Below are 26,571 nucleotides of genomic sequence, written 5' to 3'. Positions count from 1 at the left end.
GGTGCGCAGGTTTCTCATTGTGACGCTGGCTTTGCTGGCCGCGTCTCCCTGTTTGGCGGCTTCCTCCGAAAGTACGGAGCTCTGGCCTTCCGTGGTGCCGCCAGAGGTTGCCACCAGAATCCGGCTGTCGAACACGGACGTGAACCGGCTGGTCTGCGAGGAGAGCATCAAGGACGTGGTGTACAGCAAGGAGAAGGGCATCGAAGTCAAGATTTCCGGGCGTGACGCCTTTATCAAGTTCACGGCTTTGAAACGCGGGGACCAGTTGTTTTACACCGAGGTTCCTTCCGAGTTTCATGTTGTCTGCGGCGATGAAATTTACACGCTTGTCGGACTTCCCCAGAGGGTGCCCACCCAAACCATCCGGCTGTCGTCCGGGCGGAAGAAGCGTATTGAGAAAAACCTGTCCCTGTTCGCGGGGCTGCCTTTGGAGAAGAAGATCCTGACCCTGATAAAGCAGGCTTATGCGGGGGATATCCCGGAGAGCTACACGATTCGGCCGGTTGGCAGACAGATGGATCTCTTCCGGGATCTTTGGGTGACCGCCCGACAGGACATCATTGTCGAAGGAGAAGGACTGGTCGTCCGGGAATTTCTGGTGTCGCTGAAGTCGGGCATCGAGGCGCTGCGGCTTTCCGAGCAGGCGTTGCTGCGCAAGGAACTGACCCGCAGCCCGCTGGCCGTGGCACTGGACGAGCCCCTGCTGGAACCAGGAGGGATAACCCGGGCATTCATTGTGGAGTGCCGCGACGAGAACCATGCTCCGGCCTGGGTCGGAAAGGGGGGCGGTCATGGATTTTAAACGGCTGAAAGTGGCTTGGCGAAATCTGGAACCCGGGACCCGGAAAAAAGCCGTTCAGATCCTCGGCATTGCCGGGGTGCTGCTTTTGGCGACCCTTGCGTACATGGCACGGTCCAAGCCGGCGCCGCCACCTCCCGTGGCGGAAAAGCCGGTCTCCCTGACCTCCGATGCGCATCTTCTGGAAAAATCGCTTTACCAGAAAAGCCGGCAGGAGATGGAGCGCCGTGACCGGCAGATGGAGGAATTGCGCCGGCAACTTGACGAAATGGTTCTGCAGGATCGGCAAAAACAGGTTGAACCGGCTCTCGAACCCGCCAGCGAAGCGTCCCGGTCTCCTGCCGGGCTGCCCTCCTATCCGCCTCCGCCCCCGCCAGGCACGGTCAACCCGCACGCCGGAGCTTCCTCCGCTTCTGTGCCGGCTGCGGTTCCGGAGGAAATGGTCGTGGTGGGCGGCATCAGCACCGTGTCCGCACCTGCAGGCGCCATCCCGGACGAGAGTAAAAAAAAAGCCGAACGGAAACAGTCGATTTACCTGCCTCCCTCCTTCATGGCGGCGACCCTGCTTTCCGGCCTGGACGCGCCGACGGCGGAATCGGCGCGGGGCAATCCGGTTCCGGCGCTGTTGCGGATCAAGGATCTGGCAGTATTGCCGAACAGCGTCAAGGCGGACCTCAAAGGCTGCTTCGTTATCGCGGAGGGTCTTGGCAACCTCGCTGACGAACGGGCCCACATGCGGGCAGTGTCCCTGTCCTGCCTGACCCGGGAGGGACAGGCGGTAATCGACCACAAGGTCAAGGGGTTCCTGGTGGACCAGGACGGCAAGATCGGCCTGAAGGGCAGGGTGGTCAGCCGCATGGGCGCCGCCATCGCCCGATCAATGATCGCCGGGTTCTTCGGCGGCATGGGCGAGTATGTCGCCTCCCAGAACACCATCGTCAGCTCCAGCCCCCTTGGGACGACCCAGACCATCGACCCCGGAAGCGCGGTGCAGTACGGCGTCGGCAGCGGCCTGGCCGCCGCCTTCAAGGACACCCAGAAATTCTACCTGGAACTGGCCAAGCAGGCCCTGCCGGTCATCGAGGTCGGAGCGACCAAGGACATAACGCTGGTTATAGAAGAAGGGGTCACTCTCGAATTGCGCGACCCGACCAAGGAGGTCAACTGATGCGCTTGCGGACAATGCTTCTGCTGCTTCTGGCCCTGCCCATGGCCGGGTGCATGAATCCCTACGCGAGCAAGTTTGCCTGTCCCGATCCGGATAACGGCAAATGCGTGTCCATGGAGGACGCCTATACGGAATCCATGGAGTCCCGGCTCGATCCGGCCCGGCCACAGCGCCGGGCGGACAGCTCGGAGTACCAGGATGCCCTTTTGGGGAGAATCGCCGGCCTTCTGCGGGAGCCGGAAACGCCCGTGGTGGTGCCGCCGAAGGTCATGCGGGTGCTGATGCTCCCTTACGAGGGGGAGGGAAATGAGCTGTTCATGCTGCGTTATGCCTATATCTTCACCGAGCCGCCTCGCTGGGTATTGAGCGATCCCCTCCAAAAAAGCCAACGGTAGGAGGTTTGACGTGGGCCTGCTTTCCTTGTTTTTCGGTGACGACGGAGGCCTTGCCAAGGCGCAGCTCAAGGCCGATACCCGCCGCAGCAAACTGTCGGATTATCTGCCGTATGTCGCCTGGGACCCGGATACGGGCGTGTATGTCAACAGCGACGATACGGTTGGCGTGCTCTGGGAATGTTCCCCCGCGCTGGTTTTTGCCGGCGAGAAGACCATCATGGCGCTGAACGGCTTTTTCAGGATCGGGTTCCCGCCCGGCACCATCGCACAGTTCATTCTGCACGGTGATTCGCACATTGATCCGATCCTGGATTGCTACCAGACGCTCAAAGTCCGGGATGACGCATTGTTCAACAGGATTTCCGGCGCCTTGTCCGAGCATTTCCAGGCTGGGGCGGCGGGCCATTGGAGCGTTGGTCCGGTCCTGCGAAACTTCCGGGCCTTCGTGGCTGTCAAATGGCCCCAGAAAAGACGCGCCAACCTGGCCGACATCATCAGCATGGCGGAGGAATCCCTGGCCGGCGCCTCCCTGCATCCCCGCCTGGTGAAGCCCGGCAGCCTGCTGGAATGGCTGCGCCGGCTCCTGAACGATAAGCCAACCGGCGAACTGAGCCACTATGACGAAACCGTGCCGATCAGCAAGCAGGCTCTGTTCGGGGAAACGGTCACCCGCAAGGCCTTCGATCATGTGCGGATCGGGCAAAAGGAGTGGCGCTGCCTGACGCCGAAGGGGTATCCGCCCGCCGTCAACCTGTTTCAGACCAACCAGCTTTTCGGTGGGGTCGAAGGGGGAACCTCGGACGCCGACCAGATTCCCGGCCCCTTTCTCTATTGTCTCAACATTCTGCTGGACGATCAGAAAACCCGGCTCCACGCCAAGTGCAACATGATTCTGATGCAGCAGGGCGTCGGTTCCTTCGCCCCGAGCCTGGCGCGGAAAAAAGAGGAATACCTGTGGGCGACGGGGGAACTCGACAAAGGCTCGCGGTTTTATAAAATCCTGCCGGTGATGTGGGTCTACGACACCGCGGAAAAGTCCCGGCGGGCACTGGATCGCGCCCGGAGGCTGTGGGAGAGCCAGGGTTATCTGATGCAGGAGGACCGTGGCATCCTGCCGGTGCTGCTGATCTCGTCGTTGCCCTTCGGACTGTACGATGTCGGGAAAAATATCGAGCAGCTTGACCGCGACTATATCGTTCCCGCCGACACCCTTTCCTCGATCCTGCCGGTACAGGGGGATTTCAACGGCGTTGGCAGCCCGCAACTGCTCTTTGTCTCGCGCAAAGGGCAGGTTGCCGGCCTGGACCTGATGGCCAGGGGCGCCAACAACCATAATGCGTTCATTGCCGCCACCTCCGGTTCCGGCAAATCCTTTTTCCTCAATTACCTGGTCACCAACTATTTCGCCGCCGGGGCCAAGATCCGCATCATCGACATCGGCGGCAGCTACAAGAAGATGACCAAGATGTGCGGCGCCCGATACCTGGACTTCACCGACGCATCGAGTATCTGCATCAACCCGTTCTCGCGGGTCGTCGATGCCGAGCACGATATTCCGGTCATTGCCCCCATCATCGGCCAGATGGCCTACTCCTCGACGGGGACCGCGCCCACGGAAATCGAGATGACGCTGCTCAAAAACGCGGTGCGGTGGGCGTGGGCGCAAGAGGGTACGGAGGCGGAGGTGGATACCGTTCACCGCTATCTGTCCGAATTCCGAAACCACGGGCACGACGGGGAGATTCTGGAGGCGGCACGGAAGCTGGCCTTCAACATCGAGGATTTCACCCGCCGAGGGCCTTTTGGGCGTTTCTTCAACGGCCCTTCCACCTTCGACATCTCCAGCGATGAATTCGTGGTTCTGGAACTGGAGCACCTGGAGCCGAAGAAGGAACTGTTCCGGGTGGTAACCCTGCAGATCATCAATGCCGTCACCAAGGACCTGTATCTTTCCAACCGTAAAACGCCCCGGTTCATCATTTTCGATGAAGCCTGGAAGTTTCTCGGCAAGGCCGGACATCTGCGCGAGGTCATCGAGGAGGGCTACCGGAGGGCCAGAAAGTACAAGGGAAGTTTTTCCATCATCACCCAGTCGCCTCTGGACATCAAGCAGTTCGGCCCGGTGGGGGACGTCATCCAGGGCAACAGCGCCTTCAAGTTCTTCCTGGAATCCGGCGACTTCGAAAGGGCGGCGGCGGAAAAGATCATCACCTACGACGAGTTCGCGTTGCGGATGCTCAAGAGCGTCAAAAGCCGCAAGCCGCATTATTCGGAAATTTTCATGGATACCCCGTTCGGCTTCGGCGTAGGGCGCCTGATGGTCGATCCGTTCAGCTACTACGCCTTTACGTCAGACGGCGACGAAATAGCCGAAATCGAGGAACTGGTGCAGGGAGGGCTGTCCTATGCGGATGCGATCAAAGCGATGGTGGACAGGTATCGTCGCGGCTAGTTTTGCCCTGGCGCTGCAAACGGGCGTGGCGTGCGGGGATGAGGCGGAATCCATGGCGGAAGGACGAGGCAGCGGCCAAGCCGCCGGGCAGATGATACGAAGCAAGTTCGGCAGCAAGGACCTTCTGCGGCAGAACATCCTGAATCCGGCAACCTCTTCTGGAACCCCCTGAGGACCCTGGACGATGACACGGCCTTTCCCGGGCAAATGCTGTTTCCCAGTTCGAAAAAGTTCCTCGAAGCCTTCATGCAGCCGGGTCCGACCGGGGATCTGGCGACGGTGATTATCGGGGCGGATCTGGATTTCGACGGGACGACCGATTATTCCTACCAGGTTCCCTTTCCCGTCTCCGGCGTGTGTGGAAACGGCGTCATATCCTGCACACCCGGAACCTGGAGCGATTGCCGGCGATACATCTGGCAGGCGGACCCGGAGGGCCGAATCTGCCTGCAGGAGGACTTTTATAACCGAACCGGTGGCTGTTACTGCATCAACAGCGATTGCGGCAGCAATCTGGTCTGGAGCAATGCGAAGGTCGTGCTTCAGGATCTTGGCGGCGGGATTGTCGGCGCGATGCAACAGGCCAATTCTGGCTTTACCGTTTCCGACGTGAACGTTGAAGATACGACCATCGCCTATTACGGACAGGACACCACCCGAACCACCGGCCCTGACGGAACCCCTTCCGCCGCGTCGCCTGTTCCGCCGGCGCAGGCGGCCTACCTGTCGGCTCCCCTGGAAATCCGGGATGCGGCCCAAAACACGGTCGCCGCCCAGAGCGGGGACGCGAAGAGCCTTTACAGCCTGGTCAGCGGGATGGGCACGGGCCAGCAGCGGAATCAGTGCGAAATCCACAAGCAGGTCGTTATCGAGGAAAAAACCATCCATGACGTTATCACGCCACTGGGCGGAACAGGGTCCGTCCAGTACTGCGGCCCGGGCTGCATCGACGTGGTTCTGGGAAGGATAGGGGACAACTACTGGTCAGGCAACTGCACCATTTTCGAAAGGGATTTTCGTTTTTACATCCATTTTCCGGAACTGATCAAGTCGGCAACCATCATACGGGCCAAATGGGATGACTACATGCAGGTCTGGATCGGCGGCGAGAAAGCGTGGAGTGGCCCCAACGACAACTTCCCGCCAGAAACCGGGGGAGCCTGCGAATTGAATACAAACTGGAACCGGAATCCCAACAAGGATGTGACCGGCTATTTCCGGAAGCATGGCGAGGTGCAAGCCAAAATAAGGGTTTCCGTTACCGACAAGGGGGAAGGCTTTGCGTTCATCCGGGTTCGGCTCAAGGACAACTTGTGCGTCTCATCGATAACAATTCTGGACGGCTGCGACGCGCTCGCTTCCCGCTCCGATTGCACCCTCCAGGAAGAGAAGGTTGACGGTGTTTATACCTACCGCAATGCCAACCCGACCAGCCTTGCGCCACTACCCTCCATGAGGAGCATCCATCAGGGCAACTGTTCCGAAGATCTCCTCCAGGACTGGTGGGGAAAACAGCGCGTCTACCTTTGCGACGCCCCCGCTTATGACTTTTCCGACGCCAAAACCAGATTCGGCCAGGTTGTCGGCAGCCTGCACGAGGACGGAACCTCAGCCTGCTACCAGGATGCCCTGAAAGTCCCCGGTGGATGGGCATCGACCTCGGAATCGTTTGATCGAATGTCCCTCCCTGTCCACGATGAATGCGAGAAGGCGTGCAAGACGCGAAAGCCCCGGTTGGACTCACAGGTGGTTCTGGCGGGACATTCCGAGCAGTTCCAGACCGACACGGCCAGCTATGACATCGTTTATCACACCTGTGTCGATGGCCGGTGCCCGGTGGAGCCCGGCGAGGAGATACTGAAGGACTGCCAATGCCTCAACGAGTTTGCCGAGGCGGCGTCCATCATCCAGATGCTCAGACTGGCCGGACAGGACACGATCTGCTCGGACGGGATTCCCAAGACGCCGTAGGAGCCCGGTAATGAGAAGCGAAATGCGAAGCAAGGCCATCGCTCTTTTCACCCTTGGCGTTTACCTGCTGACAGGTTCGGGCCACGCCCTGGCCGATTATGCCTGCGGCCAGGATCTGGACGGCGACGGGTTTGCCGACGGACAAGGGGAAACCGCCCTTTGCCTCGGGACGGGCGGCGGCTGGTTCTGCCCGGTAGGCGCGGTTGCTTGCAGCCACACCCAATCCGCGCCGGTTTGCCCTCCGGGTGGCACATTCAGCCCTGATCTTGACGTGTGCCTGGCGGACACCACCCCTTCCTGTCCCGCCGGCTACACGTATCAACCTTTAGAGGACAGGTGCGCAGCAGATTTTTCCTGCCCGCAGGGAACGACCTACGATCCGGAGGGCGACCTGTGCCTGGGGGAGGAGACCTGTCCTCTGGGGGCACAGTACCCCTGTGTCGGTGCGCCGGGAGCGTCCCGATGCTCGCCCAATGTCTGCATCGATTTGTCCGAGCCCGGCAACGAGATAATGGAGTTGCCTGAGGAAGACGCCATGTATCAGAACGACGGCGAACTCGACGAGGACGGCAACTGCCTCGGGCAGCTTTATATTTTTTCCGGAAAGGCGACCCGCTGCCGGCCGCCCGGGGTAACGGTCGGCTATCTCAACGATTGCTGTGACAACGATGCCCAGGCCTTAAGCGACCCGACAACCGGCAGCCGTGTCACCACCATGGTGAACGCCGCCAAGCGAAGCTACGAGGTCGCCAAGGTAGCGTACTACTCCTACCAGATTGCCTCGGGAGCCATGACGGCCGTGCAGGGAGCGGGCGGTGCCGTTGCCATCGTGAATACCACAACAGGAGCAACAGTCGCCACCTTCGGATCGGGCTCGGCCATTGGCGCGGGGGTTGTGGCCGCCGAAGGAGCGGTCGCGGGAGGGGCCACCGCCAGCGGCGCCGTCAGCGCCGGGCTTCAAAGTTATGCCGGCGCTCTGATCAACCCGGGCACCATCGCGGTATCCGTGGCGGTGATGGTGGCTATGAAGGTGCTGTTCGGCGGTGGCTGCGACCAGAGAGATGTCGAAACCGCTCTGCTCAACGATTCGGACTACTGCGTTTACCTCGGGTCGGTCTGCGAAAAAAGATGGGCGATGGTGGGTTGCGTCCAGAGATCCAGAAGGTTCTGCTGCTTCAACAGCAAAATGGCGCGGATTATCCATGAGCAGGGCCGCCCGCAACTCAAGGCCTTCGGACCCGATGGCGGGTGGGGCGACAAGAAGAACCCCAACTGCCGGGGGTTTACGCCCGAGGAATTCCAGCAGCTCGACTTCGCAAAAATTGATCTCTCCGAATATTTTGGAGACATCACCAGGGATATGTCGCAAAAGATCCAGGGCACACAGGATCGGATTCAACAGGGCATCCAGCGACACTATGAGCAGGTCAGATAATGGCGATGACGATATTGCGATGCATGCCGGCTCTGGCTCTCTGCCTGTTTTTCTCCGGGACGGTTCACGCGAAAACCCTCGGCGTTGTCGGCAAGGTCTATCCGATTGCCGAAAGGGATGCGCTGGAGGAGATCGAGGAGCGGGCCGGACAAGTCGATTGGCAGTCCGCTCTGAACGAGCAACGTCCGGAGAATTTCAGGCCGCCGAATCTGGTCCCTCTGCCCAGGGCCGCCCGGGAACGATTCTTTCTGGTGGACATGACCTACACCCTCGACTTCAACATTCCGGACGGCCAAGGAGGCATCCTCTATCCAAGGGGGTTCCGGTTTAACCCTCTGGATTACGTGCCGTTCAATCAAACACTGGTGGTGATCGACGGCGAGGACCCGGAGCAGGTGGACTGGCTCAAGGCTTCCCCATGGGTCGGCCAGCCGGACACGTTGATTCTTTTGAGTGGTGGCGCGTTCTCCGAGATCGGTCAGAAATTGGGGCGGGCGGTATTTTATGCGGTCCGGGGGCTTGTCGAACGATTTCAACTGAAAGCGGTGCCGTGCGTGATTCGCCGTCAGGGCCGTATGATGGAGGTGCGGGAAATTGAGATTCCGGTCAAGTAGATATCTGGTTCAGGGGCTGGCGCTGCTGGCGTGTCTCGGCCTGCCCTGGACAAGCGTGGCGAAATGCACAGGGCGTCCAATCAACCCGGTTACGGATATCTGCTGGCAGTGCATTTTTCCGGTCCAGATGGGCGGTCGGCTGACGATGGGGAATTTTCAGGGGGATGAACCGCCGGAGGATATGTCTCCGCCGGTCTGTGCCTGTCTCAACGGAGGAAGCCTGACCATCGGGGTGACGGTAAGTTTTTACGAGCCGGCCCGAATGATCGAGACGGTAAGCGATGCCTACTGTTTCCCCTCGCTGGGAGCATCGATCAGCAATCCGCAGCCGGGCCTGCTCAGCGGTTCCACCGATGGCATGGATTTGACGGGCGGCACCCAGACGTTTCAGCAGGCACATTACTACATCCTGCCGGTATTCAGCATGATGGATCTGTTTTTTGATTTGCCCTGCCTGGAGCAGGAGGGGTTCGACCTGGCCTACATGACCGAAATCGATCCTCTGTGGAGTAACGATTCCTTGGCGTTCCTGATCAATCCCGAAGCCCTGTTGTTTGCCAATCCGGCCTCGCAGCTTTCCTGCATACCGGACAGCACGGCGGCGGCGCTGGGCTATCCGCTTGATTCGCTGTTCTGGTGCATGGGGAGCTGGGGCAGCGCTTATCCTTTGACCGGGACGATCGCGGACCGCAATCCGATCACGGCCAACGCGGGACTGGCGGCGCGGATGCTGTTCAAGCTGGGCCGGGAAATGCTGCTGTGGGATACCGGCAGCAACGCCTGCGGGGCGGTCATGTCCCCCATCTGGCGCAAGAGCCACTACCGCCTGCAGATTGCCAGGCCGGTGCGAGGCAGCGACTGTGTGCCCATCGGACGCAGTGACCTGCTGTGGGGCTCTGGCAAGAATCCCCCGGGTGGGGCGGGGGCGAATTCGGAAAGCAATTTCCTGTGGGTGCTGACGCGGAAGAACAAGTGCTGCGTGGGTTATTCGCCATGACAGGGGACAAAGCCATGTGGCTTTCACGCATAGCTGTTGCGAGCCTTGCGGCACTGCTGCCGCTGTCCCTTGCGGTTGCAGGGGAGGGTTCTATCGAGGCCCGCGCCGGGGAACTGGTGCAGCAGGCAAAAAAGATGGAAGTGCGAATGCCGAAATTCGATCCGGAAGGAAAAGATGCCGCCAGGGATTTGATGCGGCAATACCAGTCCCCGGAGTTCCAAAGAGAGCTTCAGAAAGAGCGCCAAAGGCTTGCAGAAACCTTTTTCGGGCAGAAGACAGCCGAGGATATTCACAAAGAATCGAAACCGGATCAAGGCGGCGTTCTGCCCCCCGGTGGGCGGATTTACATCTTTGTTTCCTCCTCCATGCCCTTGAATGCGCTACGCAACTATGCCGCCGACATGGAGCGGTTGGGCGACCAGGCCGTTGTGATGGTGCTGCGCGGGTTTGTCGGCGGGGCCAAGAGAATCGGGCCAACGGCCAAACTGGCCGGGGAGGTCCTGAAGACCCGACCGGCTTGCGATTTGGCGAGGGGTGGCTGTTCCCTGCGGAATCTTTCGTTCATCGTCGACCCGATGCTGTTCCGGAAATTCGGCATTTCACAGGTTCCGGCCGTGGTGTTCGCGCCCGCCACCAACGAGGCTGAAGCCATGATCGCTTACGGCGATGCCAGCCTTGGGTACATCCTGGAGTTGTTCGCGCGGGAAGGGGCCGGCAAGAAACTGGCCGGGGTCGCGGAAAGGCTCAGGGGCCGGTCTTCCCCCTGGCCCGATTAGCAAGGGAGAAAGAGGGGGAAAACACTTCTTCTCTGGAAATCGCAAAATTCGAATCTGGAAATCGCTGAACATAATAAAGAGTAGTTCTTATCTCTGGAAAATGGAGAGGAGTTCTTCGTGAACGAGTCGCCCCGCCAGCCACCCGGAAACGCTTCCTCCCCCGGGCCGGACCTAAGCCTGCCACTCCCCCTCCGAGGGCAGGTCGGGGACCGGTCCGGCTATTTTTTCTGATCGCTCTGGTTTCTCTTTCTGTCTCCATCGGCTCTGTCTGGGCCTATGACCGCTACTTCGCCCAAAAGGTCGTTGCGGTGGACATCCAGGGCTTTCTCGATATCCAAAAGCAGGAGTTCCTTCGCGGCGCCATCGACGAGAGGGAACTGGAGCGCCGCATGGATCGCCTGGAGAAAGTCGTGGACACCATCCCTTCCCGGTATGCGGTGCTCATGGGGGACGTAGTGATTCGCCATGTTGAGGTGATCAAGCCTTGATCGGGTTTCCGGCAAAAAAGCGTCTGGCTTTTCTTCTGGCGTTGCTGCTTGCTTCGGGGGCGGGCCTGGCTCTCCGGCGTGTCAGTATCACCCTGACGCCCTCGGTAAAATACCGGATATGGTGGCTGTCGGACGATCTGGCTCAGGTTCAGCGTGGACGGTATGTGCTGTTCCGGCTTCCAGGGGATAAGGCCAAAGGCGTGCGGGTCTCCGAAGCGGTTCGACAGGGAGAAGACATACGGGCCATCAAGCGGATCGGCTGCGATGAGGGGCAAGTGCTGCGTCGGCGGGGCAGGGTTTTCTACTGCGGTCGGGAGTTTCTGGGGATTGCCAAGGAGAAATCATTGTCAGGCGAGCTATTGACACCGGCCGATATTTCCGGACGGATTCCGGCGGGGAGCGCCTTTTTGATTGGCGACAATCCGGACAGCTTCGACTCGCGTTATTTTGGCCTGGTTTCAAAAGATCAATTCCTGGCCTGGGCAAGGCCCATCTTCTAGGAGCGTTCGCATGTCCTGGCTCGACACGTTCAATCCATTGACCCATGTGGAAAACGCAGAGTACGCCAACTTCTGGCAAACGCTTTTCGCCACCATCTTTCTCGGCTTCTGGAGCCGGGCCTTTGCCGTTGCCTTTCTGGCTCTGTCGTTTTGGTATGGCATTCGCCGTCGCAATTTCATCGTCGGCTTCTGGACGTTCCTTATCGCCGGATTCATTGCTTATGGCGCGGCATTGTTCCGGTTTTTCGGGCTTCTGGCCCGGTAGGAGGTTGTTGTGAGCAGAGGTGCAAGCCCCGACATCATGCCCATGCCGCCCGGCCAGGAGATCCATCCGAAAGGGTTTTTGGAGGCGATTTCATTCATCGAGCAGAATTTCGCCAATGAACTGGGAGGCGCGGTTATCCGCGATACCTTCCTGACGACGAAGCAGCGTATCGAGTTTTTCGAGGTCGGCTTTCGCAGTTCCTTTCTTTCGGGTCTGATCGCGGCGCTTTTGACCCCTGTCGCAATCGGCGTCGTGGAACGCTACATCCCCGTATTTGGCTCCACCGATCCCGACACTTTTGACCTGGTTTTCGCCTTTCTGCTGGCTGTGGGGTATTCGCTCGGGTTCGGTATCTTTCTGGCCTACGCCGCCACCAAGTTCATCGGCAACTACACCAAGGCGATGATTCGCAACCTGCTGGGCGGTGTGGTGGCCGGCGCGATCCTGAAAGCGATTCTGGCCTTCATTGCCTTTCATTTCCTTTATTTCGCGGTGCTGTCGGACGCACATATGCAGTGGGCGGCAAAGGCGCTGTACAGGCTCCACGTCCCCCAGTCCGCGGTTCTGGCCATTTATCACTGGGTCTATGGCTTCAAGCCGGTCTTGCTGACCTCGGCCTGGCTGGTTTTGGGCGTGACCGCCGTGTTCATCGCCATCCCAACCGTTGCCCTGCTCCTGGCGACCCGCCGCAACCGCAAGCTAATCGAAGCGGGTGTGGTACATGTCGATTGATCCGCCTGAGGGGAAAGAGGCCGCCACAACAGCGATCATAGGCGAAGCAAAACATTCGCACCATGCCGACCAATGGAGTTGCATCAATGCCTAAATCCCTTGTACCCCTTTTCGGCACCTTGTGCGCCATCCTGGCGGTGCCCGCCCCGGGTTTTTCCCTGGACGCTGAATTCCACACCTACAACGGCTTCGATCCGGTGGTCAGCGGTTTTCAGCGGCTGGCGCTGATTTTCAGCGATGGTGGTTACAAGGGCCTGTTTTTCTCGGTTGTCATAATGGCCCTGATTCTGGGTGGACTGGCCATAACCGTTCGGGCCGCCACCGGAGCCCGGGCCAATCCCATTACCTGGATGGTGCCCATCATGGTTGGGGTGATCCTTTACCTGAGTCTGGTCATCCCGACGGGAACCGTTCATATCTACGACCCCACCACCAACCGCTATCAGGCCGTGGCGGGCATTCCGGATGGCATCGTGGCCGTAGCCGGCATACTGAACCTGGTGGAGCGGGGCATGACGGAGATCATCGCAACCTCTGGCGATCCCCGAAGCTACATCAACCAGGCTGGTGGCAGCGGTTTTCTCGGACTGTTTCAGGCAACCACCAAGGTTCTCACTTCCGATGACACCCTGATCGACAGCTCGATCAACAAGTACCTGGAAGACTGCGTGGCGTTTGAGATCAACCGGCCGGGGGCCACCCTGACCGTGGATGAACTGCGCCGCACTGCCACGGATTTTTCCTCTTCTTTTGCAAAGGCCGATTCTCCCGCCATCTATACGGTGTATTACGACCTGGCCATGCCGCAGGGCCAGACCATGACCTGCCAGGAGGCATGGGGCAACATAAACACCTATCTCGCGTCGCCGGCCCACCTGGAGGAAAACCTGAAGGGGATTTGTTCCCAGCTTGGCTATGACTCCGGCGACACCGCAAGCTACCAAAAGTGCAAATCGGATCTTCAGGCCACCTTGCAGGATCTTGGAGTCAGCGGCATGACCACGGACGATTTCATGCGCCAGGCGTATCTCTCGCAGCGACTCCACGATGTGTTCCGTTCGGGCGATACCGCCGCTGTTGCCAACTACAAATTCCTGACCGGGGCGAGCGGCAGCATGAAGGCGGCCAACGAATGGCTGCCGGTCATGAAAGGGGTGCTGACGGCGATTGCTCTCGGCCTGGTCCCGTTTCTGGCGTTGTTCATTCCGACACCCCTGTTCGGGAAGGCATTGAGTGTCATGCTCGGGTTCTTTATCTGGCTGGCATCCTGGGGGATTACGGACGCTTTGCTGCATCAGTTTCTGATGGACTATGGCACCAAGGTGCTTGAAGGCCTGCCGGCGAAGGGCAGCGGCTTGGGCATGGACGCTTTTTATTTCGTGCCGGGAGAGATGGTCAAGGTTCTGGGCATGTTCGGCACGGTGAGAATGTCGGGCCTGATGCTGGCCACCGTCATGACAGGCATTCTGGTCAAATTCGGAGGCCATGCCCTGGCGACGCTGGCGGGAAATTTGACCGGGCAGATCAAGACAGCCGGGCAGCTGGCCGCCAATATGACGGAGGACCCTTCCGGTCGGGCTTCCGCCCTCAAATCCAACGCCTGGTCCATGCCAACGGAAACCATTGCCAACCATCCGCGTTACGGATTTGGCCCGATGATGGATGAAGGCATGGTCAATCAGGTTCGCGGGGTCGAAGGCGCTGCCGCCGTGCGCCGCAACATCGGAAACCTGCAACAGGCTGGGCAGATGCCGACGGGCATGAGCGACATGAGCAGCCTGGGTCATTACATGCGGCGCTCGCAGATGGGAGGCGCCATCCAGACCGAACAAGGCACGTTGAGCTTTGGCGGCACGGAAGGCGGGCTTGTGACATCCGCGCTGCGCGGCGGGCATACTACCGCGACCACCCTTGGTGCCGGCTGGAAACTGGACGCGAACGCTGAAAAGGATGCTTCGGGGAATGTTCTGGCGGAAAACCGGAGTCTTTCCAGTGAAGCGGTTGGAAAGATACACCATCTGATCGAACAGGGCGGCCAGGAGCGCTGGCGTGTCGAGGCTGCGGGCATGGGCGCCAGGTTTGGAAAGGCTTACCAGGAGCTGGCCATCGAGAAAGGGGCGCATACGCTATCGGCCGGCAAAAACTGGAATCAGCACTGGCAGGCACTGGAAGAAAGCAGAACCAACAGCGGGGAAGCCCGCTCCTACCAGGAGGAACTGAGCAACTCCATCAAGGATTCCGTCACGCAACGGGTGGCAAACGGTTCGGCCTTCGACCAGGTGTCAAAGCAGACCAGGGACCGCCTTTTTAAAGCGGGGGCAAGCATTGGACTCAACGCGGGTGCCCTTTTGAAAAACCTTACCCTGGGCATGCTGGAGATTAAAGCCGGGGTAAGTGGAGAGTACCAGATGCGAAATTCCAAGGGGCAATCGGCCACGTTCAAGGCCAGCGAAGAGGAAATATCTGCTCTTGAAAATACGGCAGCAAGCATCCGCAAGGAGGCTCTGGTGAAAACCATGAATACCTCGGCTGGCCGCGCTTATGCCGCGTCCACGGCCGCCCAGGCCAACGCCGCCGAGGGGTGGAGCCATCTGCGCGAGGCTGCGACCCGGGACACGACCTCTGCCGATCAAAACATGGAACTGATGACGGCCTATGCGATAGACCGGGCGCAGAGCCAGTATGGCATTGTCAGCGAGCAAGCCATAATGGCGGTACTGGATGACATGGCCGCAGCAAGGGGCGGTAGTGGCCAAGAACAGAATGCGCTCAATAAGGATATTCAGGGCTGGCTGGCCGAGCGGTACAAGCTTCTCGACACGGAAAAAGACGGTAACTGGGTTCTGCGGGACCAGGCCGCGATTCACAACCGGGTGGGCCAGCAGTTGGGACAAAGAAGGGACTTGGGAGAGGGTGCTGCCGAGCGGGCCAGAGAGGCCGTCGCGGAAATTTCCTTTGCCGATCCCCGACCGGGGAACCTTAATGCTCCCACCGATTCCGTGGCAAAGAAAAGGGAAGCTCGACGGAAGGCGCTGGAATCCTTGACTGATCCGAAGGGTTCCGAGACGAACTCAAATCCGGACAAGCCAAAACCTGGATTTTCGCTGCGCCCTGAAGCCTATGATCCGGCAAATTCCGGAGCTTCATTGCGTCCCGGAGCCTATGATCCAGAAAAATCCCGCTCATTTTTGCAGCCTGGGACCTACGATGCTGCAAAACCTGGATTTTCGCTGCGCCCCGAAGCCTATGACCCGGCAAAATCTGGATCTTCGCTGCGGCAGGTTCGTGATAATTCGCTTCAGTCACTGAAGCAGACTCAAATAAAAAAGAAGCCTAATTTGAGCAATCTGGATATGGAAGCCTTTTCCAAGCTGGAGGAGAAATTGAAGGAGTTGGATAAATATTGATTCAAGGAATTGGATTCATACGGATGGCACATTGGCGATCTTGTTCATTTTTTGTTCATTTTTTTTTTACCGGGTCGGTTTCATGTTTCCTCAAGTCTTTCCTTAACAAGACTACCTCTTCCCGTAGCAGACGAACCTGCTCTATAAGCACGGGTAGGCCAACTTCTATGGTGCCAAGGCCACTACGGACGCCATGGGCCCGCGCCAAACCAACATCCAGCAGCGAGCCCGGGAAAGGTTTGTCCTGGGTGTTTTCTTTTTCCTGCTTTTCCTCGCTTTGCGTTTGCTGGGATTGGTTCTTTCGACCATTCAGAAAATCCCACTCTTGGTTCTTCGCCCTTTTTCTGGATGCCGTCAGAATTCCCGCGTTGATCAGCAATATGACCGCAGTGCCTCCAAAAAAGATGAGGAAAATCGGTAAAAATTCCATTTCAAAATCCTTATTTTTGTTGGTAGAAAAACCAATTTTTAACCTTTTCCAGTTTTGATCGGGAACACGGGAACGTAGTAAAAGAGGGGAGGCTTAAAAAGCCAAAGGGGAAGGATGGGACCAAAATAATCTTCCGATTATTGCCGGAAGCCGGTCCAACATCTCTTAGATAAAGTGAGAAGCAATTTGAGACAAAATACAAGACAGCCCAACCTGAGTGAAATAGATTGGGCTATTTGGTGTTATTTAAATCGTGAATTATAGGGAATGAGATTTTCTTCAACTTAACAACTTGAAAGCCTGTCGTTTTCCTTACTAGTGTCGCCACAGGAGCCGTTCGGCGTCTGTTGAGTTCCTGCGGAGTTCTTTGGCTGTCTGTGTCAGATTAGTTGGAATGCCGTCTTGCTCACTTTGCCCTTTCGTGCTCGTCGAGCAGTTTCCGCCCCTTGTCGGTCAGGCGATAGCGCTGCTTGCTGCTGCGAGGTTTGCCCGGTATGGTCATTTCTACCAATCCAGCATCCAGGGCAGGTTGGAGATAAGAGTTTAGGTGCCTACCATTTCCCAAACCTAGGGTAGCTTGAACATCATTTCGACTCATTTCACCCTTAAGAGCAGAAATCAAAGCCTTGACTTTTTCGGAAGCGTTCGTTTTCTCAGGTTCTTGGAGAACCTCATCAGGCTTAATGTCCACGAGGCATTGCCAAAATGCTGGATCTATGGGAGTTCGAAAATGTCGACTCGCAAGGAGATCCAGCCATACCAGACCGGCTTTGCTGGCAGATGATTCGAATGGCTCCTTGACGGGAGATTCAGCGCGTGTCCTTATGATTTTCTTTCGCATTTCCTCGGCCTCCGATGGTACATCCACTGGCGCCTCTGAAATACCACTGTCCCACTGAGCCGGCCCCAGATACATGAAGTCATCGGTTTTCTGGTCTGGGTACCAAATCTGAAAGCAAGTGCCTTTCAGCGCATCTTTTAGGAACGCCACCAAATTTACATATGCTTGGTCTTCACCCAATACTGCAGCCCATTGAGCAATGATCGGTATCATCCAAGAGGTTTCTTTCAGCTTGGCCATGTCCACATCCTGCCTGTCGATTTCGAATGCAACAAGATCGTCGAAAGAATCGGTAGAAAGAGGGAACCATCGGCCGACTCGAAACCCAAAATTAAGCCGGCCGATCAATTCTCTCAACCAAGCCTTTGCATCCTCCCTTCGGCCAGCGAGAACTAGAAGTAGCAGCCCTAGAGAGATGTCTGCAACTTGCCCATCGTAGCAGGGCGACCCGGAACATCGATGCGAATGAAGAAACGCATTGAGGGTATCGGCTACCGCTCGAGCACCCTCAATGCGGTTTTGATCCTTAGTCTCAGCCCCCCAGAGAAAATGGGAGAGACCGATGCATGAAATTCGACCGATCTCCTCAAAGACACGCTCGGTAAGGAGTGCCGATTCCGAATAATACCGGGTCAATGAATCCCTCGTGTGGAGGTGGTCCTGAACCTTATTGAAGTACTCCACAGTAGTTCTAAAATAGAGGTCGATAAGCCTCATGTATCCCGTAAGAATCTTTTTGTCACGCGCGAAATCTCCATCTCTAATAGCATTCCATGCCCAAAGAAGCGTTCTTTCACAAGCGATTACAGCGTTTCGCAAGTTTCCTTCTTGGTCAGCCCATCGACAGACAACGCCCAGCGCAAGGCCGGTCGTGACGAGTGAGCGATGGCATTCGCGTTTATTCTTTGCCTTCTTGTCAGGCTTACTCTCTCCCCAATTGAGTAAAATTTTTAAAAGGTCAAAATAATGCTCCAAGTCGTAATCGGGCTCGCCAATGAGTGAGAGTGCGCGGCGCAGGTGAGAGCGAGCTTCAGGGGGAAGCGCGTATTCGTTGAAGAGATGCTTCTCAAGTAAAGCCGCAACTCGATCGCCATTCCAGAACTCGTATGCCCTTCCTGGTTGGGTATTCGCATCTGTGTAGCCAACCCGATTTTGCTCAAAGTCCTGTTTAAAATCACCGGTGGTAGCTACGACAATTTTAACCGGCAGTTCCGCATGCTCCGGGGCAACATGATTGCGCAGATAAACGTCCTTAACCTCATCTAAAGACTGGCGGACTGACTGAGACCCGGTGTCCCAGTCACGTCGCCCGAGGTCGCCTCGCTTGAGGAGAAAAAGCCATAGTGTCTTTTGACCGGCGTCATCATTTCCCACAGCGGCTATGTCTACGCCGGCTTGCCTGACGCCCACTTGGGGTTTGCTAACTGGGACAAGATTCATTGCCAGCAGAAGATCGGGGAGCAAAGCATCGAACTCCCCTGATTCTTTCAGCATGCCGAGGTATTCCCTGATAACGAGCCTCATTTTTTATCCCTTTTGGCTCTCCGAAAAAGCAGCCTGTCGCGCTCTGCTCCGGCCGGATCAGAGATTACACTTCGCGGTAAGGGAATCGAATGCGACATCCCCTTCAACTCCATCGGGTCGGTATACTTTCCTTCTATCGTTTGAAAACTCCGCACCCCCGCCTTCAAAGGGATGCGTGTTGCAAGCCGGTAGAAAATTGAGTTTTTACTCGCCTCCTCAATAGCTTCATCCATTTGACGCCTCCGTTCCTTCACAAAATGGCGCCTTTTCAATGATGACGGATGAAATTCTTTGAGATCGGGGAGGTTATCGAGGGCATCCAAACCGGCTTGCAAGTCGGCAATTACCTGGCCGCAAAGCGCCTTTATTTGGTCGGATTCGTTTTCATCGATCTGCTGAGCTTTAAGGTACTCTATTGTTTGGGAAGGATAGTTATACCCGACTTGGTCCAGTAGCACCGATGCAACATACCCGAAAGTTCTGATTTCCGCATCCCGAGTACGAACCAGAGAGAAAACAAGTTGAATCTCCGCTTTATAACCGATGACATACCCAAGAATGCGGCGCAGGAGGAACTGAATATCCTCGTCTCTTAGCTGGCCAATAATCGCGTGGTCGAGTTCAAGGGTGGGGCTTTCCGCAAGAAAGCGGGAAAGCAGTTTTTGTGCTACCAGTGGATAACGGGTATCGTCGTGCAGAAGCCATTCCGTAATTACTCGGGTAAGAATATCTGGTTTATTTGCCAATCCATGCATTGTGGCTGAGTAATATTCTTCCAAGCCATCTTCTTTGAAGACATGCATGGGTTGTTTGGAAATCCACCTGTTTAAAAATTCAATAACACGTGGGGTTTTCTCGGAGACCGCCACCCAGCCGTCTAGCACCATGTCGATGTTTTCGAGTATACCCTTATGCTCAGCTTTGGCAGAAACCAAATAAAGAAACATAGGCCAAAACCATTCTTTAGTCTCGACTGATTTTTCCTCTCTCAAAAGAAAATCCGACAGAGCCAAAAGAGCCTCCGGCTCCGCTCTTTTTCCAACCTCGTCAAGCATGCTGACAATATCGTTTTCACTCAGAAAGACCAGATTACATAGCGTGCGTACAGCCGTGCCGAGCAATTGATGGTCATTTGTTCGGATAATTTCACTGCATATTTGAACAGCTTTATTCAACGCAGCGCTGCGAGATGGGTCGGTGTAATCAACCAACCCCATTACATGGACGGCTGGTCTTGAAATCCATATATTCGGTGAATGACTGGCACTTTCCAATAGTTCAAAGGCACCCGAAAACTCCGTCGCACTCAAACCATGCAGGGAGCAAGCATATAGACCATGGCATTTCTCATCAGGGTTGCTCTCGTGGCGCAGGATAACCTTTCGCGCAATGTCAGGATGTTCAGCAAACCAAGGCCTAAGATTTGAAAAAATCATGCCCCCAGCGAGATCATTTTTGACATTGTCGTAGTGGCCAGCGAAGAATTGAAGAATTGATTCTGGTCGAGCAGTATCGAAATTATTGACGGCCCCTTCCATCACGTGAAGGACAGTGAATACCCTGACACCTGCAATGATTGCCTGTCTGCCCCAATCATACGCGTCGATTTTTTCAGAGTTGTGTAAACGGGCGAGTACACGCCCAGATACCCTCTCTTTCTTTCCGATTTCCTTCTTATAAATCTCATTTAGTTCTTCAAAACAGGTTTTAGGCGCACTGGTCAGGAGTGGCCCCTCGGCTTGAAAGATGTACTGAACGACCGCTTCGATGTAAGGTGATTCGTTTGCAAAACGGTACCTCTTCTCATCCTCTAAAAGTATTCCGGCCCGAACCGCGGGCTCGAGCTCTGCGCGGGTGCCTGCATCATCAACTTGGGCTGGGGAACCGTCACCGGACCAAATGTGCCAAGCGAGCGTAAGTAGCGCCTGAGTGGTGGGTTGATTCACTGACATCAGAGCCTCATTTCCCCGTGAATCGGTGATTGGTCGAAGTCTTTTCGGTGGTCGCTATCGGGAAAGTGATAAGTTGTTGATGGAACGCTTTTTAAGAGGCCGCTACGAGTTCCGCGACTGACACTACTTGGATTTGTGAAAGCTCGGTGAGCTGTCCAGCATTGATTTCACGACGGAGCGCCGCGCGCAATGGCTCGTCTTCGGTGACCAGCCATTGAATCTCTGGCCGGAACGAGACGTCGGCATCATCAAATCCATAGATCAATGAAGCGACTTGGCGTGCATCGCCGACAGACACGCCAGGCATTTGTTCAATACGCTGTTCAAATGCTTCAGCAATTGCCCAGTCAGGTCCAGCAATACGGAAAGAAACATCAAGGCGTGAGTATTGGTCGTCTGTTTTGCTACAGGGATAGCCTAGCCAGCGAACGCCTAGTCTTTCCGCAATCGCGAGTTTTGCTTGATCTCTCTGGGCAAATTCAGGAATCCGGTCTGGGTCGATACGCGGATTTTCACGACCGATGATCATCTCGACTTGTGTGATCTCGGCCATCCATAATTCGTAGTGCCCCATCAAAGCCTCAAACTCAAAGAGCCGTAGAGCGTCAACATGCTGCCCTTTGTAAATCCCGTTCGCCATGCGGTGCAGGTGGTCTATAACTTGATAGTCCAGAAAAGCAACTTTAGATGGCATCAGTCTACTCACCTAATTCGGAATCTATCTGGATTGCTCATTTTACCCTCCAGGAAATCCATCTAAATAAAGTAACCCCAATGTAACCTAGCAGGAAGCCTCGGTCAATCTTTCCAACCGTCTGATAATTTTTCCTAGGTTAGCAGTAGAGGGAATCGGAGGGATGGCATCTCTGATCTCAGATCCCCTGGTCTGAGAGAAAAGCCCGCCTGGCAGTCCGGACGTACATTGGTGTCTGACGGGCAGTAAATTTTAAGCCGACCGAAACCTCTTTAGCTGTTCGAATGCCCAGGCATCGCAATCTCGCTCAATCTCTCCGGTTGGCAAGTCCTGGTGCAAATCAAGCCTTAAGTAGTGTGCAATTTCGTGAAGCAGCAGGTGCATTGCAAAAACGGCCGGATCATCTAACTTTTCTATGTCTTCGCGTGGGAAGCCTCGTCCGCAAATTGGAACCATCGCGTCGACCGGGTCGGTGTGATCCCACAGAAGAAACATGGGGCCAGAGACAGACTTGATGCACTTCGCGGCGCGAGTGTTGCTTGTCTCAAGCTCTGGAAATCCAATCTGTGAACAGTATTCGCGAATCGACTGATTCCCGAGGATGACCAGCGCATCAATGGGCAGGCCGAACTCCGCAACAAGAGCTTCAAGCTGTGTCCAGAAGGGTGAAAATATAGCAGTCACTGGTTCACTATTCGTAATTTTTGGGATACCCACAAGTTAGGTTGAGGTGTCTATTTTATCAGGGGAAGGTCCTGAGACCGCTGCCCCCGCGGGTTAGCTCTCTATCGTTCTGAGGCATTCGACAGCATCATCAACTCTCCAAAGGGTCTTGCAGTTGAATAACTTGTCGTATTTAAGCAGGGCCTGTGTCACAAGATGACATAGCCTTTTTTCAGTGAAGAAATAGTCACAATACCCGAGTGCAGCCGTCGCATGTCGGAAATCATGCATATCATTGTCTTGATATTTTTGTTTCTTATCCCATCTAACAGCCGCATGAAGCCCCGCATGAATTCTGAATGATGGAAGCTCCTGTTTGACTTTGTTGAGCTTGAACAGATTGTATATCATGTTTGCGAACAGTTGGCCTGATTCACTCTGTTCAAGTTCGTCTGGATTTGGTGGGCAACCATATTGTTTCTCAAATTTGTAAGCGAATAGGTCCTTAAAGTCGGCCTTATAAGAGTCAACCATGCCTGCAATTTCAGATAGAAACATTTCATTGAATGTATTGTTTTGGTGCATATGCGCAAATTTCCCGGCATTCAGTCGCTCCGAATAACCTCGGATAGGCGGGAAATTAGGCGCACCATTCCGGGACATTGTTTCAACTATATCCATCAGTGACGCGGACCACATTTGATCAAAAAATGCCTTTTGAATCAGAGTGTTGGTGTGTTTAGGAAATTTGTCATGATAGGGAGACGAGTACCCAAGATTGTACGCCACCTTCGTCCAAACCAGCTCCTGCAGACAGAAAACAGAACTGCCGAGGCATGTCTCCAAAAAGTGAAACATCTCCAAGCGAATTCTTTCCTCTCCTGAGAGAAGAGATACTCCTTTCGAAAAAGAGTCGATCAAAACCACAGTAGATCTTAAGGTGTCTGGATCTGTCTGCTTTAAGACCTCTACAAAAATATCTTCACATATCGGAAAGATGTACCGTCCTGACGATGAAACTCGCTCTGCTAGGGCTAGCATCTGAACTTGCTTTTCATCTCTCGCCCGTCCAAGCTTTGCATCGCGCAACAGTAGCCAATATTTTGTATCAAGGTAGATTTTTTTCGTAGGGAGGAGACCAGCCCCCAACTCAAGCCTCCTCTCCTTCGCGTACGCGTCTGCCGACTTGTATGGCTCGCGTTGGTGTTTTTCAAATGTATCAACGAATTTCATTCTCATCCTAGAGCTAACCTTGAAAATAACCGGTGCAAAGGGAGCGCAGTGGAGTTTGCACCCGAGTTAATTTGCCTTGTTAGGGAAATAGAGCAGTGCTTGGTCAATCCGAACCAGCACTTGCCTTCAACGTTTCTTCCGTGACCTTATTGATCTCATGGACCATGTTTTTGATACTGCGGCTCTCTTCCTCTGTGAAATCACCTTCAACAACTGGCGCTTCAAGCTCGCCATCCTCAAGCAGCACCTTGATCATTTCGGCATAGATGAAGGTACGCTCATTGCCATCGACCGACTGAAGGACGGTGATCTCCTCTTGGTCGTTTTTCCTAAACACGAGTTTCATTTTCCCCCCTGAACCGCTTGAGGTTGTATTTTTTTACGCGCTTCTTGATTGATGACTTTCCGCCGTCGGTAGTGGCTGCTATCACATCCACAACATCGAGGTCTTCTATCTCACCTTCAAGAGGGCTTGATCGAATCGTCATGAACTTGTCCTCAGTCCTACACACAATCACGTTCTGAGCGTCGCCCAACATCGGTATCGTTGCGTTGTGTGAGACTAAGATGATCTGCCGTGCTGCCTTGCACTGCTTGATTGCCTTGAGAAGTCCTGTATTGATGTAAGTAGTCGCGAGATTGTCCTCTGGCTGATCAATGATCAGTGGAGCCGTGTCGGTTGCACATCCCAATACGAGGTCGAGTATCACCGATGTCTTCCATCCAGCGCTTAGCTGATCGAAATCCTTTCCTTCGCAGGTGGTGATGCGGTACTTCTTCCGGTTCATCGCTTGAAATCGATTTAGAACCTCACGATGTAGGTCTGCGTAGTTGGTAACCTTAGGCGCTCTCTTCCGGAATCCAACGGATGAAAGGGCCGCAGGAGTAATTTCCTCGAAATTGCGAATTTGATGACCAGACAGGAGGGTCTGGTTCAGAATTTCAACGAACTTGGCGGGAGAGAGTTCGAAGGCATTTTCGATGAACAGTCGGTGTCCCATGGACTCGACAACTCTGGTGCTGCACGTTATGGAGAATTTCGCGATTCGGTCTCGAGATGCGTAAAACACCCGGGTGTATCTCAGGTAGTTTCGAATCGCCCTTAGTAGAGTGTCAAACTGGTAACTCTTTGTCTTCGTCTCACGGTTTTCGCGAGTCTGCAACTGGTGTATAGTGTCAGCGTGCTCGATGATCACCTGACGGACGTTCGATTCAAAGCGTGCCGTTGAACGCGCCACATCAAGTTCTGCCTTCAGTCCTTCTACGAGGGCCTTGTCGTGGTCGACAAACGGGTTCGTTTCGAGAAAACTCTCGATGACATCTAGCGACTTCTTATGCTGCAAGTAAGTGGCCTCAGAATACTCAAAGGTTTCTACGTTTGAGTCGGTCGGCTTGAGATATTTCAGGGGGTTCCGCTTGATAAGTGTGGTCACCACAAGTCGCGACAGCACTGGAATTGTTTTCAACTCTTCTTCAATAGCCTCTATCTTCTCCGCGGCTTCCACCATCTGGCTGAGACTCTCGCTCAGTTGGGTCAGCCCTGTATCAATTGCGGTCCTTTCATCCTTGTCTCCAGGGAAGAGCCTCCGCAGCAGGGCGATGCTGTCAATCGTGTTGTCGTGGTCTTTCTGATCACACACCTTGACGATGTAGTTTTGCTCCAAGAAGTGCGGCACCTGACCTGTGGGGCTATCAACTAATATTTGGTCAACGCCATATGCAAGATAGTTGCTGTCTGAGAAGTCCCCCCGGAGCCTCCGGTACACCGAGTCGACGAACAGTGTCTTACCGCTGGATGATCCTCCGATGACCACATTGAGTCCCGGCGTAAGAGCCGCATCAATATCCAGATAGTCATTCGATAGCGATACGTGACGTATGAATTCAGCCCAAGTGTCTGGCCGTGTTCCGTATACAAGACGATCCGACTCCGACAGCGATAAGCGCAGTCCATTGAAAGTCGGACTCGCTAGCATCCAAGTGGTAACAAAAGGCTCTGCCTGCGTTGCCTTCGACTCTGGATACTTCTTCGGATTGTAGTTGTCGGTCGAGGTGATGAGGTTGACGAAATCTGAGATGCCAAGCCGGCGTAAGTAGTCCTGTGTATCCTCCAAACCAGAATTGCTGCGTGCTGTAAAACCGTCGAAGTGATTGTAGTAAATGCTCCGCTCAATTGTGGTGTCAAACTGCACACCCTTTGGAATCGACTTATCGAAGGTGGAATGCGATTGGCCGCCGTGAGGGAGGAGGACGAATTCGTAGGCATCAAAGTGCTTCGCAATCTCCTCGATACTTGGAATCTGGTCGGAGGCACACACTGTCTTCTTGGGATACAGCGCGTCAAGGACCATATTCAAGGCGTCGATGGTGACTGCGTCGACCGAACTGCGAAAGAAGATGTGGCAATGGTATGGCGGCTCATCTCGGTAGTTGCGAACGTGCAACTCTGCCCCAATCAACATATGGGGAAACAAGGACGCAGCATTTAAGTAGGCCACCTTGTTTATGGTGTTATGATCAGTCAGCGAGATGAGACACGGCGATCCCATAGCGCATTCCTGAACTTTTTTTTGCAGCGTGGCAATGTCGTATTCAGCATTAAGTTGATCGGGGTCCTTAGACGTGTGTATATGAAGGTCTAGGTATACAGGTTCCAAAGAATCCACCTCTCGGTTTTCGGTTCAAAGATAGCACCCGCCCTCGGCTGGCAGCATAGTCTCCACTGCACGCCAAGCGACGCAAACGTTCTGCATTTCCCACTCGCTCTATAACGGTTCGCAATAACTGGTGGCGACGCAAAGTTACGGCCACACCGCAATTTAGATTTTGCTTTTCAATTTTTCACAGACGGGGATGGCTCACGGGGACATTCTTGCTTTATTGAATTAGCATGCCCCAGTGGATCAGGGATAATCCTCGCTCAAAAAATAAAAAACCGCCAGTCGGCTAATGCCGATCTAGCGGTCTGGAGTTCGATTTTTTAAATTTGCGGTGACCTTGATTCTGCTAACCACGTCCACCCTCCTGCAAATCCACCCAAATAAGACGATGTCAATGTAGTGCATTAAAAATCATTGGTCAAGTTCCACGACTGTCCTAAAAGATATGTCGGATGGCATTATGAGCGGATCAGACGAGTATGGCCGGCATTTCCAACAATCCCTGACATAACAGAAAACCCCGCCTGGCGAACCGGACAGGGTTTGTGTGTTTTAGAACTCGTGAACTTTAGGGC

22 protein-coding genes are annotated in these 26,571 nt (G+C 55.1%); 14 read left to right on the top strand and 8 right to left on the bottom strand.

Going from position 1 to position 26,571, the window contains the following annotated elements; genetic code table 11:
- The first annotated feature begins 1 nt into the window (after position 1).
- From A6070_RS11065 to A6070_RS11000, 14 genes are all read left to right on the top strand, one after another.
- A complete protein-coding gene (locus A6070_RS11065; protein ID WP_072285807.1) occupies positions 2-802 on the top strand; it encodes a TraK domain-containing protein in 801 nt (266 codons plus the stop codon).
- Positions 792-1,967 carry a TraB/VirB10 family protein gene (locus A6070_RS11060; RefSeq protein ID WP_072285806.1) on the top strand — a complete coding sequence of 392 codons (1,176 nt, stop codon included), beginning with the start codon at positions 792-794 and terminating at the stop codon, positions 1,965-1,967. The genes A6070_RS11065 and A6070_RS11060 overlap by 11 nt, the downstream gene beginning before the upstream one ends.
- Entirely contained in the window at positions 1,967-2,362 is a 396-nt protein-coding gene (locus tag A6070_RS11055) for a TraV family lipoprotein (protein ID WP_145926349.1), read from the top strand. Before A6070_RS11060 ends, A6070_RS11055 begins: the two co-directional genes overlap by 1 nt.
- Positions 2,363-2,372: 10 nt before the next feature.
- The gene (locus A6070_RS11050) at positions 2,373-4,814 is read left to right on the top strand and encodes a TraC family protein (protein WP_072502085.1); all 2,442 of its coding nucleotides are present in this window, start codon (positions 2,373-2,375) and stop codon (positions 4,812-4,814) included.
- Positions 4,815-5,060: 246 nt separating this feature from the next.
- Positions 5,061-6,785 (top strand): hypothetical protein, encoded by a 1,725-nt coding sequence (locus A6070_RS11045; protein ID WP_145928209.1) that lies wholly within the window; start codon positions 5,061-5,063, stop codon positions 6,783-6,785.
- Positions 6,786-6,795: 10 nt separating this feature from the next.
- Positions 6,796-8,220, top strand: coding sequence for a conjugal transfer protein TraN (gene traN, locus A6070_RS11040; RefSeq protein ID WP_072285803.1), 1,425 nt, complete (start codon positions 6,796-6,798; stop codon positions 8,218-8,220).
- Positions 8,220-8,834 (top strand): hypothetical protein, encoded by a 615-nt coding sequence (locus A6070_RS11035; protein WP_235605453.1) that lies wholly within the window; start codon positions 8,220-8,222, stop codon positions 8,832-8,834. Before traN ends, A6070_RS11035 begins: the two co-directional genes overlap by 1 nt.
- Entirely contained in the window at positions 8,815-9,831 is a 1,017-nt protein-coding gene (locus tag A6070_RS11030) for a TraU family protein (protein ID WP_072285802.1), read from the top strand. Before A6070_RS11035 ends, A6070_RS11030 begins: the two co-directional genes overlap by 20 nt.
- Positions 9,807-10,607, top strand: coding sequence for a type-F conjugative transfer system pilin assembly protein TrbC (locus A6070_RS11025; protein WP_145926347.1), 801 nt, complete (start codon positions 9,807-9,809; stop codon positions 10,605-10,607). Before A6070_RS11030 ends, A6070_RS11025 begins: the two co-directional genes overlap by 25 nt.
- Before the next feature lie 308 nt (positions 10,608-10,915).
- Positions 10,916-11,095 carry a hypothetical protein gene (locus A6070_RS15435; protein WP_145928208.1) on the top strand — a complete coding sequence of 60 codons (180 nt, stop codon included), beginning with the start codon at positions 10,916-10,918 and terminating at the stop codon, positions 11,093-11,095.
- Complete coding sequence (locus A6070_RS11015) at positions 11,092-11,595, top strand: S26 family signal peptidase (RefSeq protein WP_072285799.1); 504 nt, start codon at positions 11,092-11,094, stop codon at positions 11,593-11,595. The genes A6070_RS15435 and A6070_RS11015 overlap by 4 nt, the downstream gene beginning before the upstream one ends.
- A 10-nt stretch (positions 11,596-11,605) precedes the next feature.
- Positions 11,606-11,860, top strand: coding sequence for a hypothetical protein (locus A6070_RS11010; RefSeq protein WP_072285798.1), 255 nt, complete (start codon positions 11,606-11,608; stop codon positions 11,858-11,860).
- 9 nt (positions 11,861-11,869) lie between these two features.
- Positions 11,870-12,592 (top strand): hypothetical protein, encoded by a 723-nt coding sequence (locus tag A6070_RS11005; protein WP_072285797.1) that lies wholly within the window; start codon positions 11,870-11,872, stop codon positions 12,590-12,592.
- Between the two features lie 86 nt (positions 12,593-12,678).
- The gene (locus tag A6070_RS11000; protein WP_072285796.1) at positions 12,679-15,999 is read left to right on the top strand and encodes a conjugal transfer protein TraG N-terminal domain-containing protein; all 3,321 of its coding nucleotides are present in this window, start codon (positions 12,679-12,681) and stop codon (positions 15,997-15,999) included.
- A 55-nt stretch (positions 16,000-16,054) separates the two neighbouring features.
- Here A6070_RS11000 and A6070_RS10995 read toward each other — a convergent pair whose 3' ends face one another.
- From A6070_RS10995 to A6070_RS10955, 8 genes are all read right to left on the bottom strand, one after another.
- Positions 16,055-16,429 carry a hypothetical protein gene (locus A6070_RS10995; protein WP_072285795.1) on the bottom strand — a complete coding sequence of 125 codons (375 nt, stop codon included), beginning with the start codon at positions 16,427-16,429 and terminating at the stop codon, positions 16,055-16,057.
- A 406-nt stretch (positions 16,430-16,835) separates the two neighbouring features.
- On the bottom strand, positions 16,836-18,794 hold the full coding sequence (locus A6070_RS10985) for a Fic family protein (protein ID WP_072285794.1): 1,959 nt from the start codon (positions 18,792-18,794) through the stop codon (positions 16,836-16,838).
- A complete protein-coding gene (locus tag A6070_RS10980; protein ID WP_072285793.1) occupies positions 18,791-20,746 on the bottom strand; it encodes a hypothetical protein in 1,956 nt (651 codons plus the stop codon). Before A6070_RS10980 ends, A6070_RS10985 begins: the two co-directional genes overlap by 4 nt.
- 91 nt (positions 20,747-20,837) lie before the next feature.
- Positions 20,838-21,440 carry a hypothetical protein gene (locus A6070_RS10975; protein WP_072285792.1) on the bottom strand — a complete coding sequence of 201 codons (603 nt, stop codon included), beginning with the start codon at positions 21,438-21,440 and terminating at the stop codon, positions 20,838-20,840.
- A 252-nt stretch (positions 21,441-21,692) separates the two neighbouring features.
- Entirely contained in the window at positions 21,693-22,124 is a 432-nt protein-coding gene (locus A6070_RS10970) for a hypothetical protein (protein ID WP_072285791.1), read from the bottom strand.
- A gap of 93 nt (positions 22,125-22,217) precedes the next feature.
- Positions 22,218-23,336 (bottom strand): hypothetical protein, encoded by a 1,119-nt coding sequence (locus tag A6070_RS10965; RefSeq protein ID WP_145926346.1) that lies wholly within the window; start codon positions 23,334-23,336, stop codon positions 22,218-22,220.
- Between the two features lie 103 nt (positions 23,337-23,439).
- Positions 23,440-23,682, bottom strand: a complete 243-nt coding sequence (locus tag A6070_RS10960) for a hypothetical protein (protein ID WP_072502082.1) — start codon at positions 23,680-23,682, stop codon at positions 23,440-23,442.
- The gene (locus A6070_RS10955) at positions 23,666-25,993 is read right to left on the bottom strand and encodes a PHP domain-containing protein (protein ID WP_072285788.1); all 2,328 of its coding nucleotides are present in this window, start codon (positions 25,991-25,993) and stop codon (positions 23,666-23,668) included. The genes A6070_RS10960 and A6070_RS10955 overlap by 17 nt, the downstream gene beginning before the upstream one ends.
- Positions 25,994-26,571 lie beyond the last annotated feature (578 nt).

It is taken from the genome of Syntrophotalea acetylenica, from assembly GCF_001888165.1.
Taxonomy (GTDB): domain Bacteria; phylum Desulfobacterota; class Desulfuromonadia; order Desulfuromonadales; family Syntrophotaleaceae; genus Syntrophotalea; species Syntrophotalea acetylenica.
This window is presented reverse-complemented; position numbering and strand designations above follow the sequence as displayed.

What these genes read in the sequence shown, in the direction of transcription:
- A6070_RS11060 (WP_072285806.1), top strand. Translation starts at nt 792, where the DNA reads ATGGATTTTAAACGGCTGAAAGTGGCTTGGCGAAATCTGGAACCCGGG.
- A6070_RS11055 (WP_145926349.1), top strand. Translation starts at nt 1,967, where the DNA reads ATGCGCTTGCGGACAATGCTTCTGCTGCTTCTGGCCCTGCCCATGGCC.
- A6070_RS11045 (WP_145928209.1), top strand. Translation starts at nt 5,061, where the DNA reads ATGCAGCCGGGTCCGACCGGGGATCTGGCGACGGTGATTATCGGGGCG.
- traN (WP_072285803.1), top strand. Translation starts at nt 6,796, where the DNA reads ATGAGAAGCGAAATGCGAAGCAAGGCCATCGCTCTTTTCACCCTTGGC.
- A6070_RS11035 (WP_235605453.1), top strand. Translation starts at nt 8,220, where the DNA reads ATGGCGATGACGATATTGCGATGCATGCCGGCTCTGGCTCTCTGCCTG.
- A6070_RS11010 (WP_072285798.1), top strand. Translation starts at nt 11,606, where the DNA reads ATGTCCTGGCTCGACACGTTCAATCCATTGACCCATGTGGAAAACGCA.
- A6070_RS11000 (WP_072285796.1), top strand. Translation starts at nt 12,679, where the DNA reads ATGCCTAAATCCCTTGTACCCCTTTTCGGCACCTTGTGCGCCATCCTG.
- A6070_RS10995 (WP_072285795.1), bottom strand. Translation starts at nt 16,429, where the DNA reads ATGGAATTTTTACCGATTTTCCTCATCTTTTTTGGAGGCACTGCGGTC.
- A6070_RS10985 (WP_072285794.1), bottom strand. Translation starts at nt 18,794, where the DNA reads ATGAGGCTCGTTATCAGGGAATACCTCGGCATGCTGAAAGAATCAGGG.
- A6070_RS10980 (WP_072285793.1), bottom strand. Translation starts at nt 20,746, where the DNA reads ATGTCAGTGAATCAACCCACCACTCAGGCGCTACTTACGCTCGCTTGG.
- A6070_RS10975 (WP_072285792.1), bottom strand. Translation starts at nt 21,440, where the DNA reads ATGCCATCTAAAGTTGCTTTTCTGGACTATCAAGTTATAGACCACCTG.
- A6070_RS10965 (WP_145926346.1), bottom strand. Translation starts at nt 23,336, where the DNA reads ATGAAATTCGTTGATACATTTGAAAAACACCAACGCGAGCCATACAAG.
- A6070_RS10960 (WP_072502082.1), bottom strand. Translation starts at nt 23,682, where the DNA reads ATGAAACTCGTGTTTAGGAAAAACGACCAAGAGGAGATCACCGTCCTT.